The sequence below is a fragment of the Mesorhizobium sp. WSM4871 genome (assembly GCF_055811295.1).
The window spans coordinates 138314-164148 of sequence record NZ_JBVVPU010000009.1 but is presented as its reverse complement, the minus strand read 5'-3'; the positions used below and the strand labels follow the sequence as shown (position 1 = coordinate 164148).

The following is a 25835-nucleotide window of genomic DNA, read 5'->3' as shown; positions in this document are numbered from 1 at the left end:
CTCCTCTTGAGTTTCACGGAGTCACAAGATTTCTCGCCAAACGAAATTGCCTTCGAAGGATTTGGCCAGAGCCGGGCTGACACGATCGGCCGTGTCGAGGATGGTTTCGGCAGCGTTTGCGAATGTCAGGTCGTTGGGATCGAGCAAGACCCAGGCCCGCGCCAGAGCAAGGCAAACCTCGTCACGCGCCCTGACCAATTCGCTTTTGAACAGGAACGGACGCGCTCGGTATGCCCTGGCCGTATAGGCTGAGATGCGGTCTATCGCCGATGCATCAATATCCTTGAGGTCCACTCCGAGCAGTCTCGCGTCGGCAAGGTCCTGCTGCACCAGGCCGGCATGATAGACTTCGACCAGCGTGTCGAACACGGCGCCGGTGAAGGGCCGCGACCGGTCGTGGACCTCCGCGCTGACCTCCGACATCTTGCGGGCATTGCTCGCCAGCCGGAGCTGGCGGTCGCCGGTCAGTTCCGCAATGCGATTCAATTCATTGAGGACAAGAAGGTTGGCTTGGCTATGCCGCAGGAGCCGATCCATGCCGCTGTCGAAATGAAGGAAGGACATCAGCGAGATCAAGTCAGAGCTGGCTTCATGAAATGTCGCGAAATCTCCGGCAGCGAGGCCGTTCCATGGCATGCCATAAAGGGAGAACTGTATCGCGTGACCAACCTCATGGGCGATCACATCGAAGTTCAATGCGTAGGGATGCCCGCGCGCCGAATCTTCGAATTCACGACCCAGTTCGAGAAAGCCATAGCCGGACTGCGCGTTTTCCCAATCGACCAGGGGAATGATCTCGAGGCGCTCATAGGTGTCCGCGAAGTGCCACGCGACGGGCTTGCCGACATAGCTTTCCCAAATGTCCAGCACACGGCTGACCGAAGCAAAGGCATGCGCCGCCAGGAATTGCCGCGACCCAACAGGGATCTGGTCGAAGTGCCCCTCATAGTCAGGTTCCGCCGGGGCAACAACGTCGCCGACAAATGGCGGAAGATAAGGAAACTCGTAGGGCTGCTTTTCAAGGATGGGATCGCGCACATACATCCGAGAATCTTCCGGACCGGCACGAACTTGTCCGGGTGGTGTGGAGAGCCACACCGTTTCAGGTCTTTCGTATCCGGAAACATGGGGCGCTTGAGGGAACAGCAGAAAACGAGTCCCGCCTGACATACTGTCGTGGCTGGCGTTTCGAGCATCCCCAAGCTCGGCCTCCCTCATGTTAACCATGCTAGCATGACGCGAGCTTGCCGTAAATTGCAGCCCTGCTAACTGCCTGGCAAGGCCATCAGATCTCGATGCCAGCGTCGTCCAAATCCTGCTTGAAGGCGACGGTCATTCTGAAATCACGCAGCAGTCCTGGCTTCGGTAGGCCAGCACGCAGGAGCTGCATCGCAGCGAGCGCGTCATCTTTCTTTTGCGACACAAAAGCGCTTGAAAGTTTCTTGCCGAACGCAGCGATCTCGTCGTCGTTCGAAGTCGGCAGAGCATGGCGGATCATGCTGATCACGCTGCGGTCGCGGAAATTCAAGATGGCAGCGGCCTTTTCGAATTTTTCGGCTTCGCTCTTGGCGACCTGGCCTCGTCTGAGCGCGTTGCGAAGCGTTCTGCGCAGGTCGATCAGGGCGTGCGTGAGCTGGCAGAAATTGGCTTCTTCCGGACCATGTAGAACGGCAACGGCGTCGTCCCGTGCAAAGGGGAAACGCCGATACCATCGATAGATGAGGCCGACACCACGCATATAGGGATGGAGTTCCGCCGCCCGCAGGGCACCCATGCTAGCCGCGCCGACAACAGGGATGCCTTGTCCGACCGCCCAGAGGATTTCCTTGTGACGAACCGCCGGCTCCAACTGGAACCCGCCGTCGACAATCAAAATGGCAGCGGGATCGAAATGCTGTACGGCAGCAACAATGGAACCTTGCACCGCCGGCGGAAGGCACACAACGTCCGCCAACCTACCTGCTTCGGCGTGCGATAGCGTTGGGCCGGTAAACACAAGAGTCGGCCGCATCTGGCTAACCACCCAGCAGCGGAAACAGCTGCGGCATCACGACCTTTACCGCGGCAAAATGCTCGAAAGGGCTGGTATCCAGGCGCACAAGATTGACGGCATCGATGCCGCAGCGTTCCAGGTCGGCAAGAAGGCCGGGCAAAGTTGCGGTGGCCAAGACTGGCAGATCTGGCCAATGGATTCTTCCTGGCCCTTCATGAATCAGCCGCCGGTGCGCATCGATCATCTGCCAATCAGGATATCTGTGATAGGTCGCGCGCGTAAGGTCGTCGCGAGCGCCCGATATTGCAGCGAGCCTGGCCTGCACAGCTTCCTGGACGGCATGGACTATTGCTGCGGCGGGATCAAATGCCGCCGCGGAACCTTCGGTGGGCAAATGAAGCAAGGCCGTTTCGCGCGGATTTGTCTCCATGAGGTGGCAGAGGATGACCGGTACACCGGTTGGCGATGGAGCAAGCCACAGACCGACCATCAGATTTTTCTGCGCCATGCGATCCAACAAATCGATGACCCTCAAATCCTTGATGGAAGCCGGGTCGATGCGTTGCAGTTGAAGGAAGCCGTGGGCGCGTTGAAAGTGGGCGATTGCATCACGTTCGATGCATTCCAATATCCCGTGGACAATGGCGTCGACCTCATGGAGGGCCGCTGCGAGTCCCATTGTCGTGCCCCAGAAAACGCCGTCGTTCCTGTCAGGCGGCCAGATATAGGCTGTATGGACCAGTTCAAGCGGCACCCAGGCTGAGCTGCCATCGATGAGATTTTCGGCGGCGATCCACGCCAGTTTGGTGTCGGGCCAATCGACCGGAGCGGTCGCCCGAACGTGCTTCGCAAATCGTTCCGCGGCGATATCAAGCGCGCGCGCCTTGGCCGAGATGAGCTCGAAACGATCAATGCGTTCGGCAAAGAAACTTTCCGCGGCTTCAAGCAGCGCCGAAATAGCCGCGCCAGTCATGTCGGCGCCCTTGCCTTGGGAAACCGCGTTTGACAAGGAGAAGGGCCGCGTCACCTGCGCCACCGAAATGCCGATGCGATCGAGGCCGGTTATGTCGGCCACTCGGGTGATTCCCAAGCCGTCGCGGGCTGCCATGAGGATCGCCAGCGCTTCGTTCGCAGATGGACCAAGGCGCTGATACTGATCCAATGCGGCACCTCAAGGGGCGGGTTCGGGGTTTACGAATAGCGGCTCCCCGGGTTCGAGCGAAGCCTCCTCGGCCGTCACGCGGCTGGCAAACTGGCTGAGCAGAGGCTGCGAGACATTAGACCTCTCGAGATCCTCATATGCGGCGATCATGATTGGAACGGCTTTCTGGTCAGCCGCAGTTACCAGACATCGCTCGAACGCAGCGGCAGCCTGGTCGGCGCCAGCCTTGCTCTGGACAAGAATTCTCGCCGTCCGGCGATGCAGTTCGGCAAGCCAATAGCGGCTGCCGCCCGCTTCCGCCTGAACGATCGCCGAATGCAACAGGGCCAGCGCCTCGTCGACATCACCCGAGCGAGACAAAAGTTCGGCAAACATCCCGCAATAGACCGGCTCGTCCTCGGGAGTCTGAACCTCGCCATGCAGACCGAGCCCCTGGCGCATTTTATCTTTTCCGCGTTTGATCTCCCCGGTATTGCCGTCGCACCATCCCTCGAAAATTTGGGCGGAGACTCTGAGGGAAGGCAGATGATGGATCTCCGTCAGTCTGCGCAAGTCGGCAATAACGACGCGCAGGCTCCCAAAATCACGGCGATAGGAATGCAACATAGCCTCGTTTATCGAGGCGTGAGCGATGCTGCTGGCATGGCCTGTGTGCTTCGCCCACTGTCTGGCCTGCGCCATAAAAGCAAGCGCACTGGTTGCGCGGCCGCTGAACCATAGCGACAGAGCGCGATGCGCCAGCCCACAAACCTTGGCGTCATGTCCGCCAAAACGCGTGGCATTCGCATGCCCCTGTTCGACGTCATAGAGCGGCAAACCGGCATCCACCGCTTCAATGCAGCCATCGTGGCTGCCCCTGTTAAAGTCGACTGCCCAGAGACAATGTCTCGCTTGCAACTGCACTTCGGAATCCTGGACCTCCTGTAGATCGTTCACAATGGCCTGCGCACGCTCGCCGTCGACGACCGAACCCGTGAACCACCATCCCCAGTAGATCGGAAACCATTTGGCGCGCTCTGCGGCAGGGCGCCGCCGTGCGATGGTCACGCCCTCGTCATAAAGCTTGCGAGCATCTTCCGAATTCGGGCCTTCGACGGCGGTGAGGACGGGGCCGAGGGCCACCACTGCCGAGAGCTGCAACTCGTCTTGCCTGCTGCTGGTATCAGCAAGTTGCTTGCAGAGCGCTAGGGCGCGCTCAAGCAATTGCCTGGCTTCCGTCATCGCCGATCGCGACGAGCTTTCCACACCGGCGCTGACAAGTCCCGCTATTGCTTCTTCCAGGAGACCTGCGCGTTCGGCGTGTGTTGCGAGTGCTGCCGTGGTCATCCAGCCGGCGAGGCCGCGATTGCCGATCACGGCGGCATGCAGCCGGTGATGCAAGATCTGACGGCGCTTTCTGAGCGTGCCGTTGTAAATGGTTTCCTGAATCAAAGCGTGCCGGAAGCGGTATGCGGCGCCACCCACATTCCAGGCTCGAACAGCTAAGTCAGCATCCACAAGCGTGTCGAGCGCATCGGAAATTGCAACGCGAGCGAAATCGGGCAGAAGGGCTGCAAGGAGATCCAGACTGAACAAATTGCCGGCGATCGAAGCGGCACGGGCAACCTCATAGGCCGCACCAAGCGCTTCGAGCCGCGCGCTGAGGACACGTTCGAAGACCGAAGTTCGACCCGACAAGGCACTTTGAGGCAGCTGTTCGATGTCGGTCGTCTCAGCCATCCATTGGCAGACCTCTTCGATGAACAGGGGTACGCCGCCTGCAACGCGCTCCGCCAGCTCGACCAGTTCCGGATCGGCGGCCCTTTTCCCCTGGGGCCACATCGTCTCGATCGCACGCAATCTGTCAGCGTGCTCGAGCGGTTTCAGCAGGACGTGTTTGCCATAGCGCTGAAGCCAGCCGCCAACGCCTGGCCTGGTCGTTGCGATGAGCATCGCCCGCCAGCCCGAGAGGTGTTTGGCAAGTTCGGTGATCAGTTGCTTCGAGGGCATGTCGATCCAATGAATGTCTTCGACAATCAACATGACCGGGCCGCCGGCGCACATGGCCTCCATGGCCTGGCCTATTGCCCAGTTGGCTTTCTCCCGCAGGGGTTCAGGGTGCATGTGATTGAAGTCCGGGTCGGCTCCTTCCGCGCCGAGGAGGAAAGAAAATAGACCAGCAACCACCGGGTCCCGGATGTCGTGCACGGAAAAAACCCTGGCCACGCGTTTCGAAGTCAACGAACTGTCGTGATCTCCCGACTTTGCTTGCATCGTCTGGCGCAAGGGGTGCAGCGTCGAATGCGAGTCGCCCGGTGTGCACTGAAAGAAGAGCAGCTTGTTGCGCTGCACATGTGTCTGCCTGCGAAGTTCGTGCACGATGCGGGATTTGCCGATGCCGGCTTCTCCCTCGATCAGGAGTACTTGACCGCGCCCGGCAACAGCATCTTGCCAATAGCTACGGATCAAGGCGAACTCGTCGATACGATCGACCAATGGGCTGGTCATCCGGCCAAAGGCGAAAAAGCGGTCGACTTCGCGCTTGTGATTCAGGGCTTGCCAGATCTGCTTCGGTCCTGCGAACCCTTTGATGGTGTGGGAACCGCACGGACGAAAAGCGTGGGAACGCCGGGCCAGCTCACGCGTCTCGTCGGACACATAGACAGTATCGGGCATTGCGAGCGCCTGCAGTCTGGCCGCCATCGCGAAGGCTGGACCGGTGATGCTCTCCTGGCCTGTGGTGACGTCGCCCTTCTGGATGAGCGTCATCGACGTTGCGACACCGACCCTGACATGTAGGTCGCTTCGCCCCTTTCGCAGCGCCAGGAGCTGACACGCGTTGATGATTTTCAACCCGGCTCGAATGGCCAGCGAGGCTGCGTCGTGATCACCGATATCGATAGGAAACACGGCAACGCCGCCGTCGCCGACTTCGACGCGGAGCATGCCTGAGCAAGAAATGATCGCCTGCTTAACCGAGTGCTGGAAGTCAGATACAAGATCCTCGAAGTCCTCGATATCGAGAAGGCCAAGCAGTTCGGTCGATCCAACCAAGTCGTAACAAAGCGCTGTCAGCAAACGTCGCCCATGACGCACATCATCGCCGGACGCTGCGTTTGGATGCGACCCCGTTCGGTCACTATCTACCATGCGCTGATGCCCTCACTGAGCGTCCCGCCATAGTATCAAAAACGACGCCGCTCGACAAAGGAACCTGTGACGCGATCTGTGACATGCGGCTCAGGGCTCATTGTCCGCGGAGGTTCGGCATCAGACGCTATAGTTCAATGTCCACTGTACGTTGGCCGCGCGGCGCTACCTGCTCGTTCCGATGAAATGAATGGCAATATTCCACCCATCTCGGCCATTGGCCGCAGCTAGCCGACTAAGTTCTATCGAGACGGATCTGGCTCTCGTCAGACCGGCCGCACCAGCACATGCTTCTTCTTGCCGAGCGACAGCTTTGCAACCTGTTCCGGGCCTATATCCTCAGACGTCACCATCCTGCGATCATCTGACACCGGCTGGTCGTTCAACCGCACGGCGCCGCCCTGGATATGCCGCCGCGCCTCGCCGTTGGACGCGGCAAGGCCGGCGGTGACCAGCAGCGACAAGATGCCGATCCCGCGTTCGAGATCGGCCCGGCCGACCTCGACGGTCGGCAGCGTTTCGGCGAGCGCGCCTTCCTCGAACGTCTTGCGCGCGGTTTCCTCGGCTTGTTGCGCTGCCTCGCGGCCGTGCACGATGGCAGTCGTTTCGGTGGCCAGAACCTTCTTGGCCTCGTTGATCTCGGAACCGCCAAGCGCGGCGAGCCGCGCTATCTCGGCCAGCGGCAAGCGGGTGAATATCTTCAGGAAGCGCTCGACATCTGCGTCCTCGGTGTTGCGCCAGTACTGCCAGAAATCATAGGGCGAGAAGAGATCGCCGTTCAGCCAGACCGCGCCCTTGGCCGATTTGCCCATCTTGGCGCCCGACGATGTCGTCAGCAGCGGCGTGGTCAGGGCGTAGAGCTGCGGCGTGCCCATGCGGTGGCCGAGATCGACGCCGTTGATGATGTTGCCCCACTGGTCGGAGCCGCCCATCTGCAGCCGGCAGCCGTAGCGCTTGCTGAGCTCGACGAAATCATAGCCCTGCAGGATCATGTAGTTGAATTCGAGGAACGACAGCGATTGCTCGCGCTCTAGCCTCAGCTTGACGCTGTCGAAGGTCAGCATCCGGTTGACCGAAAAATGCCGGCCGACGTCACGCAGGAACTCGACGTAGTTGAGCTTCATCAGCCAGTCCGCATTGTTGACCATGATCGCCTCGCTGGGACCATCGCCGAAACGCAGGATGCGGCCGAAGATGCGCTTAATGCCCTCGATATTGGCGGCGATCGCCTCGGGCGTCAGAAGCTGGCGCTGGTCGTCGCGGAAGGAAGGATCGCCGATCATCGAGGTGCCGCCGCCCATCAGGGCGATCGGCCGGTGGCCCGTCTCCTGCAGCCAGTAGAGCATCGTCGCCGAAATCAGATTGCCGATATGCAGGCTGGTCGCCGTCGCGTCGTAGCCGACATAGGCGGTTACCGTCTCCTTGGCGAAAAGCTGGTCGAGGCCGGCTTCATCCGAAATCTGGTGGATGAAACCGCGCTCGCTCATGATGCGCAGGAAATCGGATTTGAAGGCGGACATTTTTTCTTTCCCGAAAGCGCCCGACCGTGTGTGGCTCGGGTATTGAAGGCGGGCGTTTAGCACTCAAGCGCGATGAGCAAAAGTGAAAACCGGCTTTGCGGCTCGCACGGATGTCGTCTGCGATGACGGGCGCGAATGCTTGCGTCATCGTTTCGGCTGGCGTAATGAGGCGCCGCGCCAACGGGTCCTTGCAGTCTTCGCCCGCTGGAACGGCACCGCACGGCATTCATCAAATGCCATATCCTGTGACAGAGCCCGACGCGACATGCCGGAGATATCCATCGTCATTCCTTGCAGGAACGAGGCGGCGAACCTGCCGCTCCTGCTCGACGAGATCGGCGCGGCGATGACCGGGCGCGACTTCGAGGTGATCGTCGTCAATGACGGTTCGACCGACGAGACAGAAGCGGTGCTCGCCGCCGAGGCGGCGCGTCGCCCGTTTCCGCTGCGTCATCTCAAGCACCGGAAATCCGCCGGCCAGTCGCTTTCGGTGCGCTCGGGCGCCTGGGCGGCGCGCGGCGGGATCGTCGCCACGATCGATGGCGACGGCCAGAACGACCCGCAATACATACCCATGCTGGTCGACGCGTTGCGGCAGGCCGGCCCCGAATTCGGCGCGGCGCAGGGACAGCGCCTGAAGCGCCGCGACAGCAAGATCAAGCAACTGGCTTCGCGTTTCGCCAACTGGCTGAGAAGCGCGATCCTGCATGACGAGACCCGCGACACCGGCTGCGGCCTGAAGGCGGTCCATACGGATATCCTCAGGAAGTTGCCGTTCTTCGACGGCACCCACCGCTTCGTTCCGGCGCTGGTCATCCAGGAAGGTTTTCGCGTCGTTCATTGCGACGTCGTCGACCGCTCGCGGCGTCACGGCAAGTCGAATTACGGCATTTTCGACCGCGGCCTGCAGGGTGCGCTCGATCTCGTCGGCGTCTGGTGGCTGCGCCGGCGACGCCGCGGAATGCCCAAGGCAGAGGAAATCAGGCATGGCTAACGTGCTTCAGGAATTGGCGACCTGGTTCCATCAGGTTTTCGTCAAGCAATTCGACGCCTGGGTTCTGCTCGGCTTCGTCGCTCAGTTCTTCTTCTCCATGCGCTTTGTGGTGCAGTGGATCGCGTCGGAAAGAGCCAAGCGCAGCGTCGTGCCGATCGCCTTCTGGTTCTTTTCGCTGGGTGGCGGCGGTCTGCTGCTGGTCTATGCAATCCAGCGCCAGGATCCGGTGTTCATCGCCGGCCAGGCCCTGGGCTTGTTCATCTACATCCGCAATCTTTGGCTGATCGCCAATGAGCGCAAGGCGGCGATGAGCAAGGTCGACTGAGAAATCCGTCTCTCGTCAGGGCAAGCAAATCGGTGGCCGAATGAGCAGGAACATCCTCTTTCTCTTCCTGTTTAGCCTGCTGATGACGGTTTGCGGGCTGGCGACCATGCCGCCGCTCGATCGCGACGAGCCGCGTTTCGTCCAGGCCACCAAGCAGATGGTCGAGACCGGCGACTATGTCGACATCCGCTTTCAGCAGGCCTCGCGCTACCAGAAGCCGATCGGCATCTACTGGCTGCAATCGGCGGCCGTCGCGCTGAGCGGCAAGGGCGCCGAAGCGCCGATCTGGGTGTACCGCCTGGTCTCCGCCTTGGGCATCGCCATCGCTGTCGCGGCGATCGGCTGGACGGGCGCCAATCTTTTCGGAACCAGCGCCGGCCTGGCCGCCGGCCTGGTGATGGCCGCGATCTTCGCGACCGCCTTCGAGGGGCGTGACGCCAAGACCGACGCGATGCTGCTGGCCTGCTGCGTGCTGGCGCAGGGCGCGCTGGCGCAGATCTATGTGGCCTCGCGCCGCAAAGAGGCCGTTGCCAGCCATCTGCCATGGATTTTCTGGGCGGCCCAGGGCGCGGCGATCCTCATCAAGGGACCGATCGCGCCGCTGCTGTCGGCGCTGACCGTCGCCGTGCTGTTCGCCTTCGAGCGGGACTGGCGCTGGCTGTCGAAGTTGAAGGCCGCGCGGGGGCTCGCCCTCGTGCTGCTGATCGTGCTGCCCTGGCTCATCCTCATCACTTGGAAAAGCGGCGGCGCTTTCCTGCAGCAGGCCGTCGGCAAGGATATGCTCGGCAAGGTCGCGCAGGGCGAGGAATCGCATGGGCTTCCGCCCGGCTTCTACATGCTGACCTATTCGCTGTTCATGTGGCCCTTCGGCCTGATCGCCGTCGGCGCCGGGCTTCAGGCCCTCAATCGTCTGCGCGATGATCCCCGGCTCCGTTTCTGCCTCGCTTGGTATATCCCGTTCTGGCTTTTGTTCGAGCTGATCCCCACCAAACTGCCGCATTATGTCCTGCCGGCCTATCCCGGCATGGCGCTGCTGATCGGCTGGCTTTTGACGTTGCAGCCGCAAGAGGCGAATGCGCCGCTCAGGCGCTGGCAGAATTGGCTGTGGTGGGCGACCGCCTTCGGCTTCGTGCTGGTCACGGCGGGCCTTGCCGTGCTCTGCGTGGCCGCGCCCATCCACTTTGCCGGCACTTTCTCGTGGTGGAGCATTCCGGCTGCCGCCGCGGCACTCGCGGCCGGCTATCTCGGCTTCTCCAGGCAACTGCAAGTGCCGCTCGGCCGCATCGCGGCAGTTACGATTTGTGCGGGCGTTGCCTATGCTTTGCTGTTCGGTGTCATCGCGCCGTCATTGAAACCGATTTGGATGAGTCCTGAGATCGAGGCTGCGGTTCGTGCGAACCGTCCCTGTGAGACGACGGTGCTCGCCTCCGCGGACTATCACGAACCAAGCCTGGTATTTTTGGTAGGCACGAACACGATCCTGACCGATGTCGATGGGGCTGCACAACATCTGCTTGCCGATCCTGCCTGCGCGCTGGCGCTGGCGCCGATCGGAGAAGAAAAAACGCTGGACGGCCTTCTGGCGGGGCAGTCGGCGCGCCGCGTCGCCCGGATCGATGGGATCAACTATTCGTCAGGAGACAGGCTGTCGCTCGGTCTCTATCGTATCGCGAAATAGCCGCCTTTCGATGATCGCTTCGAGCTTGGCATGCTGGTGAGGTCTCCGGTGCCTGCGACTGCTGTGCTCCGTCTGTCTGTCGAAAATTTCCGTGACACCGCCCAGATCGTGGCAAAGCGTCTTGTCACCCGTCCCGCGCACTATCCAAAGATCCTGTGGTCGGTCTGGGCCGTGGCCTGGCTTTTGCTGACCATAGCGGTGCTGATCCGTTTCGACGCCGAGGCAGGGATATCCTGGGGGCGGTGGCCCACCGGCTTCATCGAACTCACCGGCTTTTTCACGGTCTTTGGCCTGGGCGGCTGGTATCTCATTCCGTCGGCGCTGCTGCTTGTGGCCGCAAATCTGACGGACTGGCGCAGCCTTTCCAGGCGATCGCTGATGCTCGTCTACAACTGGACCTGCCTTGCTTTTCTGATGCTGAGCGCCGTTGGCCTTGCCGGGCTGGCCGTCAATTTGTTGAAGTATGGCATTGGCCGGGCGAGGCCGGTCTATTTCAATAAATTCGGCGACTTGTCGCTGCATCCTTTCGCCATGGATGCGCGCTTCGCCAGCTTCCCTTCCGGCCATGCCACGAATATGGGCGCTGTGTTCGCGATCGTGCTGCTCTTGTTTCCGCAACGCAAATACATCGCATTGGCATTTGCCTTGTGGGTAGCATCGACCCGCATCTTTGTCGGCGCGCACTATCCGAGCGACACCGTCGCCGGCTTCGGTCTTGGTTGCGCCATCGCCGTCGCTTGTGCGCTGGTCTTCGCCCGGCTTGGATTCATCTTCCGCCGGACCACGGTCGGATTGCCGGTTCGCAAGACGACGTTTCGGCTGCTGGGGTCAAGCCGGAAGCCGGATCGTTCCGGCGCCGCGCAACAGGCAGATTTCGGGCTTGAAGCCACGCAATAGCGCCGCCATCCGATACGTTTTCGAGGATGGCTTCGAGCCGCAAACGCTCGTAAGATCGTACTTTTCTGGCTGTGGCCCTGCTTCTCATGCTTCGTCGGTCTCTCGGCAATTTTCGTGGTACTTTCAGCATCGTGCGAAGGCGCTTTGCCGCACGTCCGGCCAATTATCCGCAATTGCCCTGGCCCATCTGGCTGGGCGTCTATCTGCTTCTGACCGCTGCCAGCATGGTTTTCCTGGACGGTATTGCCGTCACTTGGCGGGACCGCTGGCCAAACGGCTTTGTCGCGGTCGCCAACGGTTTCACCAGTTTCGGTTTGGGCGGCTGGTATCTCATCCCGCCACTGGTGCTGTTCGTGCCGGCCAATCTGCTCGACTGGCGCGCTCTTTCAAGGCGTTGGCGCATGGTCGCATACAACTGGACCTGCTTTGCCTTCTTCGTGCTGAGCGCGGCCGGCTTGTCGGGGCTGGCGGTGACGGTCTTGAAGCACGTCTTCGGCCGCAGCCGGCCAGTCATGGACATGGGGCTGTTCTCGTTCCGCCCATTCGAGTTCGACCCGTATTTCGCCAGTTTCCCGTCCGGCCACGCAACGAATGTGGGCATGCTTGCGGCCGTGGTGTTTCTTCTTTCACCGGCATGGGGGAAATACGTCGTTTTGCCGCTCACCATCTGGATAGCGGCGACGCGGATTGTCGTCGGCGCACACTATCCAAGCGATACGATCGCCGGCTTCGGCCTCGGCATCGCTTGCACGGTCGGCACTGCGCTGGTGTTTGCCCGGCTCGGCTTCATCTTCCGGCAAACTGCGGCGGGGTTGCCGGTCCGCAAAAAGACATTCAGGCTGCTCGTGACAGGGCGGAAGCCGGCAAGCAGCCCGCCTCGGATGCTTTACGCCGAGGCAGCCAGTCCCTGAGAGGCGCTACTTGCTATCCAGTCCGCCCCAGGATCGCACCATGCGGGCCATATCGCTTGCGGTCGAACCTTCGCCAGCGGTCATACCTTCGCTCTCCAGCCCCTCGGCGACACCGATGCGGTCGGCGGCTGGCCGGTTCTGGCTGACCTTCCACTTGCCGCTGATGTCGGTAATCTCGATTTCCAGCCCGACAATGCCCTTGATCTGCGACTGGATGAAGGCCGGAGGCGCATCGGTCACGGCCCAGGGCGCTTCGCGTGCGCCTTCCTGCGACGCCGTCAGATCGGAAATCTGCTGCGCCAGCCAATCCCCGTCCTCGATCACCTTGACCATGCCGCGCACCTGGACGATGGCGTAATTCCAGGTCGGTACGACCTTGCCCGTCTCGCGCTTGGTCTCATACCAGGACGGCGTCACATAGGCATCGGCGCCCTGGAAGACGACCAGCACGGGTGAGAGTGGATTGTCGGCCAGCAGTCGCCACTGCGGATTGGCCTTGGCCAGATGGGCGCGCAGCCTGCCCTTCGGCGGCACATCTGCGTTGGTCGGAGAGGGGGCATCGAGCAGGAAGGGGATCGCATTGGCGATCGGCCCTTCGGCGCCCCCCTGGGCGCCATTGGAGATCAGCAGCCCAAGCGGGTGCGCGCGTACCAGCCCGTGCAGGATCTCCTGCCGCGTCTCCTGGAAATGAGGAGGCTGGTACATCGTATCCGCTCTATCTCAGCCGCTTCGGCCGCGGATCGGACAATTCGCCTGCCAGCCGGCGATCGAGATAGTCCGCGCATTCCTCAAGCAGGAGGTCTGCGTCATTGGAGAAGAAATGATTGGCGCCGGGCAAGGTTTTCTGGGTGATGGTGATGCCCTTTTGCGTGTGCAGCTTGTCGACCAGTCCCTGCACGTCCTTGGGCGGCGCCACCTTGTCGGCATCGCCATGGATGATCAGGCCTGACGACGGGCAGGGCGCCAGGAACGAGAAATCGTAGGTGTTGGGCTGCGGCGCGATCGAGATGAAGCCCTCGATCTCGGGACGGCGCATCAGAAGCTGCATGCCGATCCACGAGCCGAAGGAGTAGCCGGCGACCCAGCAGCTCTTGGAGTCCGGGTGCAGAGATTGCACCCAGTCGAGTGCCGCGGCGGCATCCGACAATTCGCCGGTACCATGGTCGAATTCGCCCTGACTGCGGCCAATGCCGCGGAAATTGAAGCGAAGCGTGGTGAAATCCCGCTTCTGGAACATGTAGAAGAGGTCGTACACGATCTTGTTGTTCATCGTGCCGCCGAACTGCGGGTGCGGATGCAGCACAATGGCGATCGGCGCACTCTTTTCCTTGGAAGGCTGGTAGCGGCCCTCCAGACGGCCGGCCGGACCGGTGAAAATGACCTCAGGCATAAAATACTCCAATTGGCATAAAATGCGCGGCGCCCGGAACACTCTTCCTGTGGCCTTGACGCAGGGCGAGCGTCTTCTTAGAAGCTAGTTTAGAATTGTTCAAAACTGGGTGGCCAAAACCTGCTGGCTCGGCCGCCCGCGCCGCAAGCCGGGTAAATAGGACGGCTTGCCTTGCAATTTCAAGGAAATAACGCGCTATCGTTGGCGAATGGCTTTTGACAGGACCAATTGACGGAAAATGGCCTCAACTCGCGCCTATCTCGACTACAATGCCAGCGCGCCGCTGCTGCCCGCGGCGCGTGATGCAATGATTGCCGCGCTCGATGTCGCCGCAAACCCGTCGTCGGTCCATGCCGAGGGCCGCGCCGCACGGCGGCTGGTCGAGAATGCAAGGCGCGAGGTCGCTGCGCTCGTTAATGCCAGACCCGAGCATGTCGTGTTCACCTCCGGTGCGACGGAAGCCGCCTCGACGCTGCTGACGGCTGACTGGCGGATGGGCCGCGGCGCCGTGCGCATGAGCCGTCTCTATGTTTCGGCAGCCGATCATCCCTGCATCCTGAACGGCGGGCACTTCCCTGCGGCCCAGGTGACGCGGATCGGCGTTGACGCCAACGGCATCGTCGATCTCGACGCCTTGGCGGCGGCGCTCGATGGCCATGACAAGGCCGACGGTTTGCCGCTGGTGGCGATCCACGCCGCCAACAACGAGACCGGCGTCATCCAGCCCGTCGGCCGCATCGCCGAGATCGTCAAGGCGGCGGGCGGCATCCTGATCATCGACGCCGTGCAGGCAGCGGGCCGCATTCCGATCGACATGTCAACGGGTTATGCGGATTACTTGATTCTGTCCTCGCACAAGATCGGCGGCCCCAAGGGCGTCGGCGCCATCGTTGCCGCGGCGGACTTGATGATGCCCCGGCTCCTGATCAATGGCGGCGGCCAGGAAAAGGGCCATCGCGGAGGCACCGAGAATCTACCAGGCATTGCCGGCTTTGGCGCGGCGGCACGGGAAGCCTTGAACGGATTGCAAAGCATCGATGCGGTCGCTGGCCGTCGCGATGAGGTCGAGGCCATCCTGAAAATGTTGGTGCCGGACGTGGAAATCTTTGGAACGGGTACGCCGAGGCTTGCCAATACGACATTCTTCGCTATTCCCGGCATCAAGGCCGAGACCGCCCAGATCGCCTTCGATCTGGCCGGCGTGGCGCTGTCTGCTGGTTCGGCCTGTTCGTCGGGCAAGGTCGGACCAAGCCACGTGCTGAATGCCATGGGTTTTGGTGACAGCCTTGGCGCCTTGCGCGTGTCCATTAGCCACGCAACCGGCGCCGAGGACATCGAACTGTTCCGGGCGGCGCTGGCGGGGATCGCGTCGCGCCGGGCGGACAGAGAAAAGGCTGCTTGAGGGCGGTTGGAGCATCGAACCGAAAAGCGTGAAGCGGTTTTCGGAGAATTCGACGCTCAAGGAAAAGAGAATGCGGGCCTTTCGGTCTGGTAGAGCCGTGCGTTTCATGGTGGCCGGGTGAATTTCCGGCGGAAGCGCACTATATGGAACTTACGCCGTCTCGGAGCGCCCATGGCTGCTCCTTAGCGGTGCCATAGTTTGAAAACTGCCGGGCCTTGACCCCGGCGTGGATGGAGAACGCATATGCCTGCTGTGCAGGACACGATCGATCGGGTCCGAAAGATCGACGTCGACCAATATAAATATGGATTCCAGACCGAAATCGCGATGGACAAGGCCCCCAAGGGCCTGAGCGAAGACATCATCCGTTTCATTTCGGCCAAGAAGGACGAACCGTCCTGGATGCTCGAATGGCGTCTGGAGGCCTATCGGCGCTGGCTGACGCTGGACGAGCCGACCTGGGCGCGCGTCCACTACCCGAAGATCGATTTCCAGGACATCTATTATTACGCGGCGCCCAAGAGCACACCCGGCCCGACTTCGCTCAGCGACGTCGATCCCGAACTGCTGAAGGTCTATGAAAAGCTCGGCATTCCGCTGAAGGAGCAGGAGATTCTCGCCGGCGTGCAGAAGACCGACGTGTCGGAATTCGAGGAAGCCAGCGACAATGTCTACAAGTCGGGCCGCGTCGCCGTCGACGCGGTGTTCGATTCCGTCTCCGTCGTCACCACCTTCAAGAAGGAGCTGGCGCAGGCCGGCGTCATCTTCTGCTCGATCTCGGAAGCGATCCGCGAGCATCCGGAGCTGGTGAAAAAGTATCTCGGCTCGGTCGTGCCGACCTCCGATAATTACTACGCCACGCTGAACTCCGCCGTGTTCACCGACGGTTCCTTCGTCTTCGTGCCCAAGGGCGTGCGCTGCCCGATGGAACTGTCGACCTATTTCCGCATGAACGAGAAGAACACCGGCCAGTTCGAGCGCACGCTGATCATCGCCGAGGAGGGGGCCTACGTCTCCTATCTCGAAGGTTGTACGGCGCCGCAGCGCGACGAGAACCAGCTGCACGCCGCGGTGGTCGAACTGGTCGCGCTCGATGACGCCGAGATCAAATATTCGACGGTGCAGAACTGGTACCCCGGCGACGCCGAGGGCAAGGGCGGCATCTACAATTTCGTCACCAAGCGCGGCGACTGCCGTGGCGACCGTTCGAAAATCTCGTGGACGCAGGTCGAGACCGGCTCGGCGATCACCTGGAAATATCCGAGCTGCATCCTGCGCGGCGACGATTCCTCCGGCGAGTTCTATTCGATCGCCGTCTCGAACGGCTACCAGCAGGTCGACTCGGGCACCAAGATGATCCATCTGGGCAAGAACACGTCGAGCCGCATCATCTCCAAGGGCATCGCCGCCGGCTTCTCGCAGAACACCTATCGCGGCCAGGTCTCGGCGCACCGCAAGGCGACCAACGCCCGCAACTTCACCAATTGCGACAGCTTGCTGATCGGCGACCAGTGCGGCGCGCACACCGTGCCCTACATGGAAGCCAAGAACTCGACCGCGCAGTTCGAGCACGAAGCGACCACGTCGAAGATCTCCGAGGACCAGAAGTTCTACGTCATGCAGCGCGGCATTCCCGAAGAGGAAGCGATCGCGCTGATCGTCAACGGCTTCGTCAAGGACGTCATCCAGCAACTGCCGATGGAATTCGCGGTCGAGGCGCAGAAGCTGATCGGGATTTCGCTGGAAGGCTCGGTGGGCTGATTAGATGGAACGGCGCTCCTGGAAATTCTTCGAGCGAATCGAGAGCTTGATATTCATCGTTCTGATGCTCTTGCTGACGCTGGCTATTGGAGGTGCCGTGGTGGCTCTGATAGGCGCAATGTTTGGCTTGAATTCGGTAAAGACTATTGGTGGTTCGGTCGCGGGCCTAGGCGCGGTTGGGTTTTTTGGCTGGATGTTCGTTACTGGCGATCTTGCGGGCGCGCTTTTAGGGAGATCCCGTCAAGGGCCGAGCGTCGAGAACAAAAAGAACACGAAAGTAGAAAAGAATGCTTGAAATCAGAAACCTGCATGCCCGCATCGTCGATGACGGCACCGAGATCATCCGCGGCCTGAACCTATCAGTGAAGGCTGGCGAAGTAGCCGCCATCATGGGCCCGAACGGCTCAGGCAAATCGACGCTGTCCTACATCCTCGCCGGTCGCGAGGACTATGAGGTCACCGAAGGCGACATCCTTTACAACGGCCAGTCGATCCTCGAAATGGATCCGGCCGAGCGCGCCACCGCGGGCATCTTTCTCGCCTTCCAGTACCCGATGGAGATACCGGGCGTGGCGACTATGGAGTTCCTCAAGGTGGCGATGAACGAGCAGCGCAAGGCGCGCGGCGAGGAACCGCTGAAGATCCCGGAATTCCTGAAGCGGGTGAAGGACGCCGCCGGCTCGCTCAACATGGACATGGCGATGCTGAAGCGGCCGCTCAATGTCGGCTTTTCCGGCGGCGAGAAGAAGCGCGCCGAAATCCTGCAGATGAAACTGCTGGAGCCGAAGCTCTGCGTGCTCGACGAGACCGATTCCGGGCTCGACATCGATGCGCTGAAGATCGTCTCGGACGGCGTCAACGCCCTGCGCTCGCCGGACCGCGCCATCGTCGTCATCACCCACTACCAGCGCCTGCTCGAGCACATCGTGCCTGACTCGGTCCACGTGCTCTACAGGGGCCAGGTGATCAAATCGGGCGACAAGTCGCTGGCGCTCGACCTCGAAGCCAACGGCTATGCCGGCGTGATCGGGCAAGCCGCGTGAGATGCCAGAAGGCAAGGCGATACTGATGAATATGCACACTCAACCCCAGCGGACCCCGGCCGAAACGGCGCTGATCGACGCCTTCGGCGAGCGGTTGTCGCTGCTGCCCGGCGACGGCGCGGTAATGCTGAAGCGCGACGACGCCATTGAGGCGATCAAGCACGGCCTGCCGACGCGGCGCATCGAATCCTGGCACTACACCGATTTGCGCCGTCTGCTGAACGTGGTGCCGGACTTCGATCCGGCCGCCGCCGCGAAAGCCATCGCGCCGATCGTCGAGGGCTCAGCCATTCTGCCGGTGCTGAACGGCGTGTCGAACGCCAAGCTTCCCGCTATCGAGGGCGTGACTGTCCAGCGCCTGTCGGAGAAACTGACCGATGGCAGCGTAGCACCCGGGCTCGATCCCTATGGCGCCGATGACGCGATCGGCGCGCTGAACACCGCCTTCGTCGCCGATGGCTATTTCGTCGACATCGCCGACGGCGCCGAGCTGGAAAAGCCGCTCGAACTGCAAAACCTGCAGGCCGGCGGCCAGACCCATGTGCGGCTGCTGACGCGCGCCGGCGCGGGCGCCAAGGCTGTCATCGTCGAGCGTCAGACGGGCGAGGGCGCCGCATTGGTCAGTTCGGTCAGTCAGCTTGTGCTTGGCGATGGCGCCGAAGTGACATGGCTGATCGTGCAGGAGCAGCCGGATACGGCGACGCATCTTGCCCAGTTCAAGGCGCATCTCGGCAAGGATGCGAAACTGACGCTGTTCGTCATGAACGCCGGCGGCAAGCTCGTGCGCCAGGAGATCGTCGTCAGGACGACAGGCGAGGGCGCCGATTTCACCCTGCGCGGCATCAATCTGTTGGCTGGCGACACCCATACCGACGTCACCATGGTGCTCGACCATGCCGTGCCGCACACCACCTCGACGGAAGTGATCCGCAACGTGGTGACGGGCAAGGCGCGCGGCGTGTTCCAGGGGCGCATCAACGTCCACCAATATGCGCAGAAGACCAACGCCAAGATGGCCTGCAACACGCTGCTTCTGTCGGACGATGGCGAGTTCTCGACCAAGCCGGAACTCGAGATCTTCGCCGATGACGTCGTCTGCGGCCATGGCGCGACCGTCACCGAGATCGACCACAACCATCTGTTCTACCTGATGGCGCGCGGCATCGACGAGAAGTCGGCGCGTGGCCTGCTGGTGAAGGCTTTCGTTGCCGAGGTGATCGAGGAACTGGACGACGAGGCGATCGTCGAAGCCTTGGAGACAAGGCTCGACGGATGGTTCGCCACGCACGGGTAGGCGCCCCTGACCTTCTCCCCTTGTGGGGCCCGAAGGGCGGGCGAGGCGAGCGACTCGCCCCGGGTGGTGGATCGGCGCGCAGTGCCGAGACGGACGAGGGGTGTTGGAAGGAATGAGGCGGTGCCACGGAAGAGCTTGTGATGGACCAGAAAGTCGAAAACATCCCCTACGACGTCGAGGCGATCCGCCGCGACTTTCCGATTCTGTCGCGCGAAGTCTACGGCAAGCCGCTGGTCTATCTCGACAATGGCGCCTCCGCGCAGAAGCCGCAGGCGGTGCTCGACGCCATCCAGCACGCCTATTCCCAGGAATACGCCAACGTCCATCGCGGCCTGCATTTCCTGTCCAATGCCGCGACCGATGCTTATGAGAAGGCGCGTGAGACGGTGCGCCGTTTCCTCAATGCGCCAAGCACCGACAATATCGTCTTCACCTCCAACACCACCTCGGCGATCAACACGGTCGCCTATGGCTATGGCATGCCCAATATCGGCGAGGGCGACGAGATCGTGCTGTCGATCATGGAGCACCATTCCAACATCGTGCCGTGGCATTTCATCCGCGAGCGGCAGGGCGCGAAATTGGTCTGGGTGCCGGTCGACGACCTCGGCGTCTTCCACATCGAGGAATTCGAAAAGCGGCTGACCGATCGGACAAAGCTCGTCGCCATCACCCAGATGTCGAATGCGCTGGGCACGGTGACGCCGATCAAGGAGATCGTGCGCATCGCGCATTCGCGTGGAATTCCCGTACTCGTCGACGGCAGCCAGAGCGCCGTGCATATGCCGATCGATGTGCAGGATCTCGATTGCGATTTCTTCGTCTTCACCGGCCACAAGGTCTACGGCCCCTCGGGCATTGGCGTGCTCTATGGCAAGAAGGACATCCTCGCGGGCATGCGCCCGTTCATGGGCGGCGGCGAGATGATCGAGGAAGTGACGGAAGACATTGTCACCTACAACGAGCCGCCGCATCGTTTCGAGGCCGGCACGCCACCGATCGTCCAGGCGATCGGCCTGGGCGCGGCACTCGACTACATGGAAAAGATCGGCCGCGAGCGCCTCGCCGCGCACGAGGCCGATTTGAAGGACTATGCCCATGAGCGGCTGAGAAGCATCAATTCGCTGCGCATCTTCGGCGACGCGCCGGGCAAGGGCGCCATCATCTCCTTCGAATTGCAGGGTATCCACGCTCACGACGTATCGATGGTGATCGACCGGCAAGGCGTAGCGGTCCGCGCGGGCACCCATTGCGCCCAGCCGCTGTTGAAACGTTTTGGCGTAACCTCCACATGCAGGGCATCGTTCGGCATGTATAATACCAGGGCCGAAGTCGACGCTTTGGTCGAGGCGCTGGAAAAAGCGCGCAAGTTTTTTGGATGACGACCATGGATGATGCGAGCCAAACCACCGAGACCGCACCGGAAGCAGCAGTCAATCCGCTGGTTTCCGCCTCGGCCATTCCCGCTGACGAACTGGCGCGGCTGACCGACGACATCGTCTCGGCGCTGAAGACGGTCTATGACCCGGAAATCCCGGCCGACATCTACGAGCTCGGCCTTATCTACAAGATCGACATCGAGGACGACCGTTCGGTCAAGATCGACATGACGCTGACCGCGCCCGGCTGCCCGGTGGCCGGCGAAATGCCCGGCTGGGTGGAAAATGCCGTCGGCGCCGTCGAAGGCGTTTCCGGCGTCGAGGTCAACATGACCTTCGACCCGCCCTGGTCGCCCGACCGCATGTCGGAAGAGGCGCAGGTCGCGGTGGGCTGGTATTGAGGCGGCTGCATGTCTGACAAATCTCGGCTGGATGACCTGAACGACGACGACATTCCACCTTCGGCGAGAGTCGTCGAGGTTTGGGGCGCTCCGGTTCTCGACGTTCTCGATAATCCGTCTGATTATCACAAAGCAATTGGCGCAATGCCTTCCGCGATCAGGAACGTCATCTGTGTCGAGTTGCTAAGTTGGCAGGTGTTGAACGGCGGCTTCAGGCAATACTTTTGGAATTCCTATGGGATAACGGCTCAGGGGGCCATTCAAGGTTTCCGCGCAATGGGCCTTGAAATGCATGCAGAGTTGACGCAACAAGCCTGCGCCTTGCTGGGCGAAGGCTTTCCTGAAGAGCGTTTGGCAAGAATGGAAATCGTGGGCGAGGTCGGCGGGAGCGGTATAGATTTCAACGCCTTGGATGACGCATTCTATGCGTTGGAAGAAAGTGAGCGCGATTCGGCCGAAGCTGCGCTCAATGCATATGCGACGGCAGCAATGGACGGACAATGGCAATAAAGACCTTGCAGTACGACGCTGATATAACCATTTTGAGCTATGAAATGATCCGCAGGCCTTGAACCCGCGCGAACATGGAGAACAACATGGGACGCTTCGCCGTCATCACGATGACCGAGAAGGCCGCCGACCGGGTGCGCGAGATCGTCGCCACGCGTGAAAATGCGCATGGCATTCGCCTCGGCATCAAGAAAGGCGGCTGCGCCGGCATGGAATATACGGTCGACCTGGTGACCGAGCCCAACACCAAGGACGACCATATCGAGCGTGATGGCGCCCATGTCTATGTCGCGCCGGAGGCAGCGCTTTTCCTGTTCGGCACCGAGATGGATTTCGAGCAGACGACGCTGCGCACCGGCTTCACTTTCCGCAACCCGAACCAGAGTTCGGCCTGCGGCTGCGGCGAATCCGTCGAACTAAAGCCGGCCGATTTGAAGGCGCTGGCCGAGGCGCGCGCTTCGGCCTGATCGGGACCCGCTAGTTTCCTCGACACGAGAACGTCGGGATTGCCCGAAACCTCTCAACTTCGTCATCCCTGGGCGAAGCAGGAGCGAAGCTCCGTCGCGGAGACCCTGGGATCCATGCCGTGACCTTAGCCGAAGAGTGCAGTGGAGCAGAATTCTACACCGCAGCAGCGCTCTGATGTCACGGCATGGATCCTGGGGTCTGCGCCGCGTCGCTTCGCTCCTTGCTCCGCCCCAGAATGACGACGGAACAGGGGTTTCGGCGCTACGCAAATAGCTATTCCACCCACATCCCCGTTCGCTTGTGCCAGTCGGCGATCGATTCCTCCGGATAGACGTCGAAGCTCTTGTCCTTCCTGCCGATCTCCGGCTCGACCCAGTTCGCCTTGTATTTCAGCATCAGATGCACCTTCTCCGGCGGCTTCGGCAGGTCGCTGTCGATCGCCGAGGCGAAGGGGTGCACCAGCTCCGGCCAGGTCGGATCGTAGAGCCAGAGCGCGGACCCGCATTTCCTGCAGAAATTGCGCTCGCCTGACGAGATCTCGCATTGCGGATGCTCGTCGTCCTCGATCTGCGCCCGGTAGACGCCGAGATTGCGCTTGCCAATTATCTTCAGCGTCTCGTAGTCGGCGCCGAGATTGATGGCGAAGCCGCCACCGCCCTGCTGCTTGCGGCAGATCGAGCAGTAGCACAGCATGAACGGCACCGGCGTGTGGCTTTCCACCTCGAAGCGGACGGCATTGCACCGGCAGGACCCTTTGAGCAGTAGCGGCATGACAAACTCCGACGAATGGCTCTCAACCTGTCAGCATGGTTTTGGTTGCGGCGATGACAAGGCCAAATCCGGATGACATGATCACGATATGGACAATGAACGCATCGCCGAGCTTTTCGAAGGGCTGGGCCCGGTCAGCATACGCAAGCTGTTCGGCGGCAAGGGCATCTATTTCGACGGCGTCATCGTCGCGATCGTGCTGCGCGGCGAATTGTTGCTGAAAGCCGACGCTGAAAGCGCTGCCGATTTCGAAGCCGCCGGCTGCCGGCAATGGACCTATACCGGCTCGCGCCACGGCAAGCTGGTCTCCATGCCCTATTGGAGCATTCCCGACAGCGCATTCGACGACCCGGACGAGATGACAATCTGGGCGCGTCGGGCCTATGAGGCGGGGCGGCGGGCAGGCAAATAGGCAATCTGCCTTCTGGTGTCATTCCAATTCCCGCGCCTCTGGCACAAGGGCCAGCGCCTCGGCAAAGGCCGCCGCCGTGAAGGCTGGCGCGAGCTCGGCGCTTTCGCTGGCAAGCATCGCTGCGGCAACGCCTTCGCGCAGCGCCGCACGCAGCGTCCGTCCGTTCAGCCGGGCAGCCACCGCCGCACCCGCCAGCGCGTCGCCGCTGCCGGCGGCATCCACGATTTTTCGCGTCGGCGGCAGGATTGAGAAGGCACCGGTTTCGTCGAAGCCCAGCACCAGACCATGGCTCGCCGTCACCACGCCGCTCTTGAGGCCGGCGGGCCTCAGCCCGCCAACGAGGTCTTGCTCCCCGGCATCGGCGCTGGCCAGCGCGATGGCCTCGCGCCGATCCATGAATGCCAGCGCCAGGTCGCCCAGCACCGGTGTCAGCCGCGCCGCCTTGTCGGGCGAAACGGCGATGGCGAAGATCGGCTTGCCGGCCGCCAGACCAACCAGCCGCTCAAGCGCCGCCGACGGCAGGCTCGCATCGCACAGGATTGCATCGGCGGCAGCGATCGCCTCGCGCACCTTGGCGCGGCGGATCTGCTTGGGCAGCGCCAGCTCGTAGAGCCCCATGTCGGCAAGACCGGCGATCGGTGCGCCGTCGCGGTCGAAGAGAACCGTGTGGCTGGGCGTCGCGCGGTCGAGGAACACCGCCGACAGATCGGCGATTCCGGCGGCGGCGATGGCCTGTGAAACCCTTTCGGCCAGCGCATCGCCACCGCGCACCGAAAGCAGCGAGCCGCAGGCGCCGCGCCGCACGGCGCAGCAAAGCGCATTGAACGCATTACCGCCGACATCCTCGCGCATCGTGCCGGGGTTCGACGCAGCCGGCGAATAGCTGCCCGAGATCCGGCCGCGCCTGTCGATATGGGCGGCGCCTATGGCCAGGATTCTCGGAGATTTCGTCATGCCGCGGTTATTCGCCTGTTATCTGTCCGGCGCAGACACTAGGCTGAGCAGGAGTTGCCCGCAAATCGAAGCAGCGATTCGGAAGACCGGCGCGACAACGAATCCCTTACTGTGCGGATACATCCGAACCTGATTCTGTGAAACGAAAAAAGAACAAACCTGGATATTCCTTGTTTTTCAAGTGTTTGGTGCCCCTTGCCAAACGAGAACAAAAAAGGTACAAATAGCCAGGGATTGCGGATTGTCCGGCCTTCATTGACGACCAAGGGGTGATGTATCATGGCTCAGAATTCTTTGCGGCTTGTAGAGGACAAAGCGGTGGACAAATCAAAGGCTCTGGACGCGGCGCTGTCGCAAATCGAGCGTGCTTTCGGCAAGGGCTCGATCATGCGGCTCGGTGCGAACGAGCAGGTCGTCGAGATCGAAACGGTGCCGACCGGCTCGCTCGGCCTCGACATCGCGCTTGGCGTCGGCGGCCTGCCGCGCGGCCGCATCGTCGAGATCTACGGGCCGGAAAGCTCGGGCAAGACGACGCTGGCGCTGCACACGGTGGCCGAAGCCCAGAAGAAGGGCGGCATCTGCGCCTTCGTCGATGCCGAGCATGCGCTCGACCCGGTCTATGCCCGCAAGCTCGGCGTCGACCTGGAGAACCTTTTGATCTCGCAGCCCGACACCGGCGAGCAGGCGCTCGAGATCTGCGACACGCTGGTGCGCTCCGGCGCCATCGACGTGCTGGTGGTCGATTCGGTCGCGGCGCTGACGCCGCGCGCCGAAATCGAGGGTGAGATGGGCGATTCGCTGCCTGGCCTGCAGGCCCGCCTGATGAGCCAGGCGCTGCGCAAGCTGACCGCTTCGATCTCGCGCTCCAACACCATGGTCATCTTCATCAACCAGATCCGCATGAAGATCGGCGTCATGTTCGGTTCGCCCGAGACCACCACCGGCGGCAATGCGCTGAAATTCTATGCCTCGGTGCGCCTCGACATACGCCGCATTGGCTCGGTCAAGGACCGCGACGAGGTCGTCGGCAACCAGACCCGCGTCAAGGTGGTCAAGAACAAGCTGGCGCCGCCCTTCAAGGTGGTCGAGTTCGACATCATGTATGGCGAAGGCGTGTCCAAGACCGGCGAGCTGGTCGACCTCGGCGTCAAGGCCGGCGTGGTCGAGAAGTCGGGCGCCTGGTTCTCCTACAATTCGCAGCGTCTCGGCCAGGGCCGTGAAAACGCCAAACTGTTCCTGCGCGACAATCCCGACACGGCGCGCGAGATCGAATTGGCGCTGCGGCAGAATGCCGGGCTGATCGCCGAGAAATTCCTTGAAAATGGCGGCCCTGAGCGCGGCGAAAGCGACGACGGCTTTGAGGAAGAATCCGGCGCCATGTAGGACCTCGGTGGTGGCCGGAATCTGGCCATGATCCCGGTTCATTACCTTCAACTTATGT

The 25835-nt window shown here is 61.7% G+C and carries 25 protein-coding genes; 16 read left to right on the top strand and 9 right to left on the bottom strand.

Translation table 11 applies throughout. From position 1 onward, the window contains the following. Positions 1 to 21: 21 nt before the first annotated feature. From AC0L2H_RS19720 to tyrS, 5 genes are all read right to left on the bottom strand, one after another. A complete protein-coding gene (locus AC0L2H_RS19720; RefSeq protein ID WP_473591771.1) occupies positions 22 to 1218 on the bottom strand; it encodes a gluzincin family metallopeptidase in 1197 nt (398 codons plus the stop codon). A gap of 67 nt (positions 1219 to 1285) precedes the next feature. Beyond that, positions 1286 to 1954, bottom strand: coding sequence for a TfuA-like protein (locus AC0L2H_RS19715; RefSeq protein ID WP_473591770.1), 669 nt, complete (start codon positions 1952 to 1954; stop codon positions 1286 to 1288). A 61-nt stretch (positions 1955 to 2015) separates the two neighbouring features. Continuing rightward, a complete protein-coding gene (locus AC0L2H_RS19710; RefSeq protein WP_473591769.1) occupies positions 2016 to 3155 on the bottom strand; it encodes a YcaO-like family protein in 1140 nt (379 codons plus the stop codon). 9 nt (positions 3156 to 3164) lie between these two features. Continuing rightward, positions 3165 to 6212: an ATP-binding protein gene (locus AC0L2H_RS19705; protein WP_473591768.1), complete on the bottom strand. Its 3048-nt coding sequence runs from the start codon at positions 6210 to 6212 to the stop codon at positions 3165 to 3167. Positions 6213 to 6550: 338 nt separating this feature from the next. Continuing rightward, on the bottom strand, positions 6551 to 7804 hold the full coding sequence (gene tyrS, locus AC0L2H_RS19700) for a tyrosine--tRNA ligase (protein WP_473591767.1): 1254 nt from the start codon (positions 7802 to 7804) through the stop codon (positions 6551 to 6553). 265 nt (positions 7805 to 8069) lie between these two features. On the opposite strand from tyrS, the gene AC0L2H_RS19695 reads away from it, so the two are divergent. The 5 genes from AC0L2H_RS19695 (at position 8070) to AC0L2H_RS19675 (ending at position 12609) form a co-directional block, all read left to right on the top strand. Beyond that, positions 8070 to 8798, top strand: a complete 729-nt coding sequence (locus AC0L2H_RS19695; RefSeq protein ID WP_473591766.1) for a glycosyltransferase family 2 protein — start codon at positions 8070 to 8072, stop codon at positions 8796 to 8798. After that, positions 8791 to 9123 (top strand): lipid-A-disaccharide synthase N-terminal domain-containing protein, encoded by a 333-nt coding sequence (locus AC0L2H_RS19690; RefSeq protein ID WP_473591765.1) that lies wholly within the window; start codon positions 8791 to 8793, stop codon positions 9121 to 9123. Before AC0L2H_RS19695 ends, AC0L2H_RS19690 begins: the two co-directional genes overlap by 8 nt. Positions 9124 to 9163: 40 nt before the next feature. After that, on the top strand, positions 9164 to 10801 hold the full coding sequence (locus AC0L2H_RS19685; protein WP_473591764.1) for an ArnT family glycosyltransferase: 1638 nt from the start codon (positions 9164 to 9166) through the stop codon (positions 10799 to 10801). Positions 10802 to 10909: 108 nt separating this feature from the next. Beyond that, positions 10910 to 11698, top strand: a complete 789-nt coding sequence (locus AC0L2H_RS19680; RefSeq protein ID WP_473591763.1) for a phosphatase PAP2 family protein — start codon at positions 10910 to 10912, stop codon at positions 11696 to 11698. Positions 11699 to 11784: 86 nt separating this feature from the next. Beyond that, positions 11785 to 12609 carry a phosphatase PAP2 family protein gene (locus tag AC0L2H_RS19675; protein ID WP_473591762.1) on the top strand — a complete coding sequence of 275 codons (825 nt, stop codon included), beginning with the start codon at positions 11785 to 11787 and terminating at the stop codon, positions 12607 to 12609. A 6-nt stretch (positions 12610 to 12615) separates the two neighbouring features. On the opposite strand, the gene AC0L2H_RS19670 is transcribed toward AC0L2H_RS19675, so the two are convergent. Continuing rightward, a complete protein-coding gene (locus AC0L2H_RS19670; RefSeq protein WP_473591761.1) occupies positions 12616 to 13314 on the bottom strand; it encodes an FMN-binding negative transcriptional regulator in 699 nt (232 codons plus the stop codon). A gap of 10 nt (positions 13315 to 13324) precedes the next feature. Next, complete coding sequence (locus AC0L2H_RS19665) at positions 13325 to 13999, bottom strand: alpha/beta hydrolase (protein ID WP_013532163.1); 675 nt, start codon at positions 13997 to 13999, stop codon at positions 13325 to 13327. 238 nt (positions 14000 to 14237) lie between these two features. On the opposite strand from AC0L2H_RS19665, the gene AC0L2H_RS19660 reads away from it, so the two are divergent. The 9 genes from AC0L2H_RS19660 (at position 14238) to sufA (ending at position 22256) form a co-directional block, all read left to right on the top strand. Then, positions 14238 to 15401, top strand: coding sequence for a cysteine desulfurase family protein (locus tag AC0L2H_RS19660; protein WP_473591760.1), 1164 nt, complete (start codon positions 14238 to 14240; stop codon positions 15399 to 15401). Between the two features lie 243 nt (positions 15402 to 15644). Continuing rightward, positions 15645 to 17162: a Fe-S cluster assembly protein SufB gene (gene sufB, locus AC0L2H_RS19655; protein ID WP_473591759.1), complete on the top strand. Its 1518-nt coding sequence runs from the start codon at positions 15645 to 15647 to the stop codon at positions 17160 to 17162. Between the two features lie 4 nt (positions 17163 to 17166). Beyond that, positions 17167 to 17457: a hypothetical protein gene (locus AC0L2H_RS19650; RefSeq protein WP_473591758.1), complete on the top strand. Its 291-nt coding sequence runs from the start codon at positions 17167 to 17169 to the stop codon at positions 17455 to 17457. Continuing rightward, positions 17450 to 18205: a Fe-S cluster assembly ATPase SufC gene (gene sufC, locus AC0L2H_RS19645; protein ID WP_473591757.1), complete on the top strand. Its 756-nt coding sequence runs from the start codon at positions 17450 to 17452 to the stop codon at positions 18203 to 18205. Before AC0L2H_RS19650 ends, sufC begins: the two co-directional genes overlap by 8 nt. 25 nt (positions 18206 to 18230) lie before the next feature. Continuing rightward, positions 18231 to 19499: a Fe-S cluster assembly protein SufD gene (gene sufD, locus AC0L2H_RS19640; protein WP_473591756.1), complete on the top strand. Its 1269-nt coding sequence runs from the start codon at positions 18231 to 18233 to the stop codon at positions 19497 to 19499. Between the two features lie 140 nt (positions 19500 to 19639). Next, positions 19640 to 20881: a cysteine desulfurase gene (locus AC0L2H_RS19635; RefSeq protein ID WP_473591755.1), complete on the top strand. Its 1242-nt coding sequence runs from the start codon at positions 19640 to 19642 to the stop codon at positions 20879 to 20881. A gap of 5 nt (positions 20882 to 20886) precedes the next feature. Next, positions 20887 to 21279: an SUF system Fe-S cluster assembly protein gene (locus tag AC0L2H_RS19630; RefSeq protein WP_473591754.1), complete on the top strand. Its 393-nt coding sequence runs from the start codon at positions 20887 to 20889 to the stop codon at positions 21277 to 21279. A 9-nt stretch (positions 21280 to 21288) separates the two neighbouring features. Beyond that, positions 21289 to 21789 carry a DMP19 family protein gene (locus AC0L2H_RS19625; RefSeq protein ID WP_473591753.1) on the top strand — a complete coding sequence of 167 codons (501 nt, stop codon included), beginning with the start codon at positions 21289 to 21291 and terminating at the stop codon, positions 21787 to 21789. Between the two features lie 86 nt (positions 21790 to 21875). After that, positions 21876 to 22256, top strand: coding sequence for a Fe-S cluster assembly scaffold SufA (gene sufA, locus AC0L2H_RS19620; RefSeq protein WP_006206001.1), 381 nt, complete (start codon positions 21876 to 21878; stop codon positions 22254 to 22256). Between the two features lie 274 nt (positions 22257 to 22530). Here sufA and AC0L2H_RS19615 read toward each other — a convergent pair whose 3' ends face one another. Beyond that, the gene (locus tag AC0L2H_RS19615) at positions 22531 to 23028 is read right to left on the bottom strand and encodes a GFA family protein (protein WP_473591752.1); all 498 of its coding nucleotides are present in this window, start codon (positions 23026 to 23028) and stop codon (positions 22531 to 22533) included. 88 nt (positions 23029 to 23116) lie between these two features. Here AC0L2H_RS19615 and AC0L2H_RS19610 point away from each other — a divergent pair, with 88 nt between their 5' ends. Continuing rightward, positions 23117 to 23440: a TfoX/Sxy family protein gene (locus AC0L2H_RS19610; protein ID WP_473591751.1), complete on the top strand. Its 324-nt coding sequence runs from the start codon at positions 23117 to 23119 to the stop codon at positions 23438 to 23440. Positions 23441 to 23458: 18 nt separating this feature from the next. On the opposite strand, the gene AC0L2H_RS19605 is transcribed toward AC0L2H_RS19610, so the two are convergent. Beyond that, complete coding sequence (locus tag AC0L2H_RS19605) at positions 23459 to 24394, bottom strand: carbohydrate kinase family protein (protein ID WP_473591750.1); 936 nt, start codon at positions 24392 to 24394, stop codon at positions 23459 to 23461. A gap of 279 nt (positions 24395 to 24673) precedes the next feature. Here AC0L2H_RS19605 and recA point away from each other — a divergent pair, with 279 nt between their 5' ends. Further along, positions 24674 to 25777 carry a recombinase RecA gene (gene recA / locus AC0L2H_RS19600; RefSeq protein ID WP_023669117.1) on the top strand — a complete coding sequence of 368 codons (1104 nt, stop codon included), beginning with the start codon at positions 24674 to 24676 and terminating at the stop codon, positions 25775 to 25777. Positions 25778 to 25835: the final 58 nt, after the last annotated feature.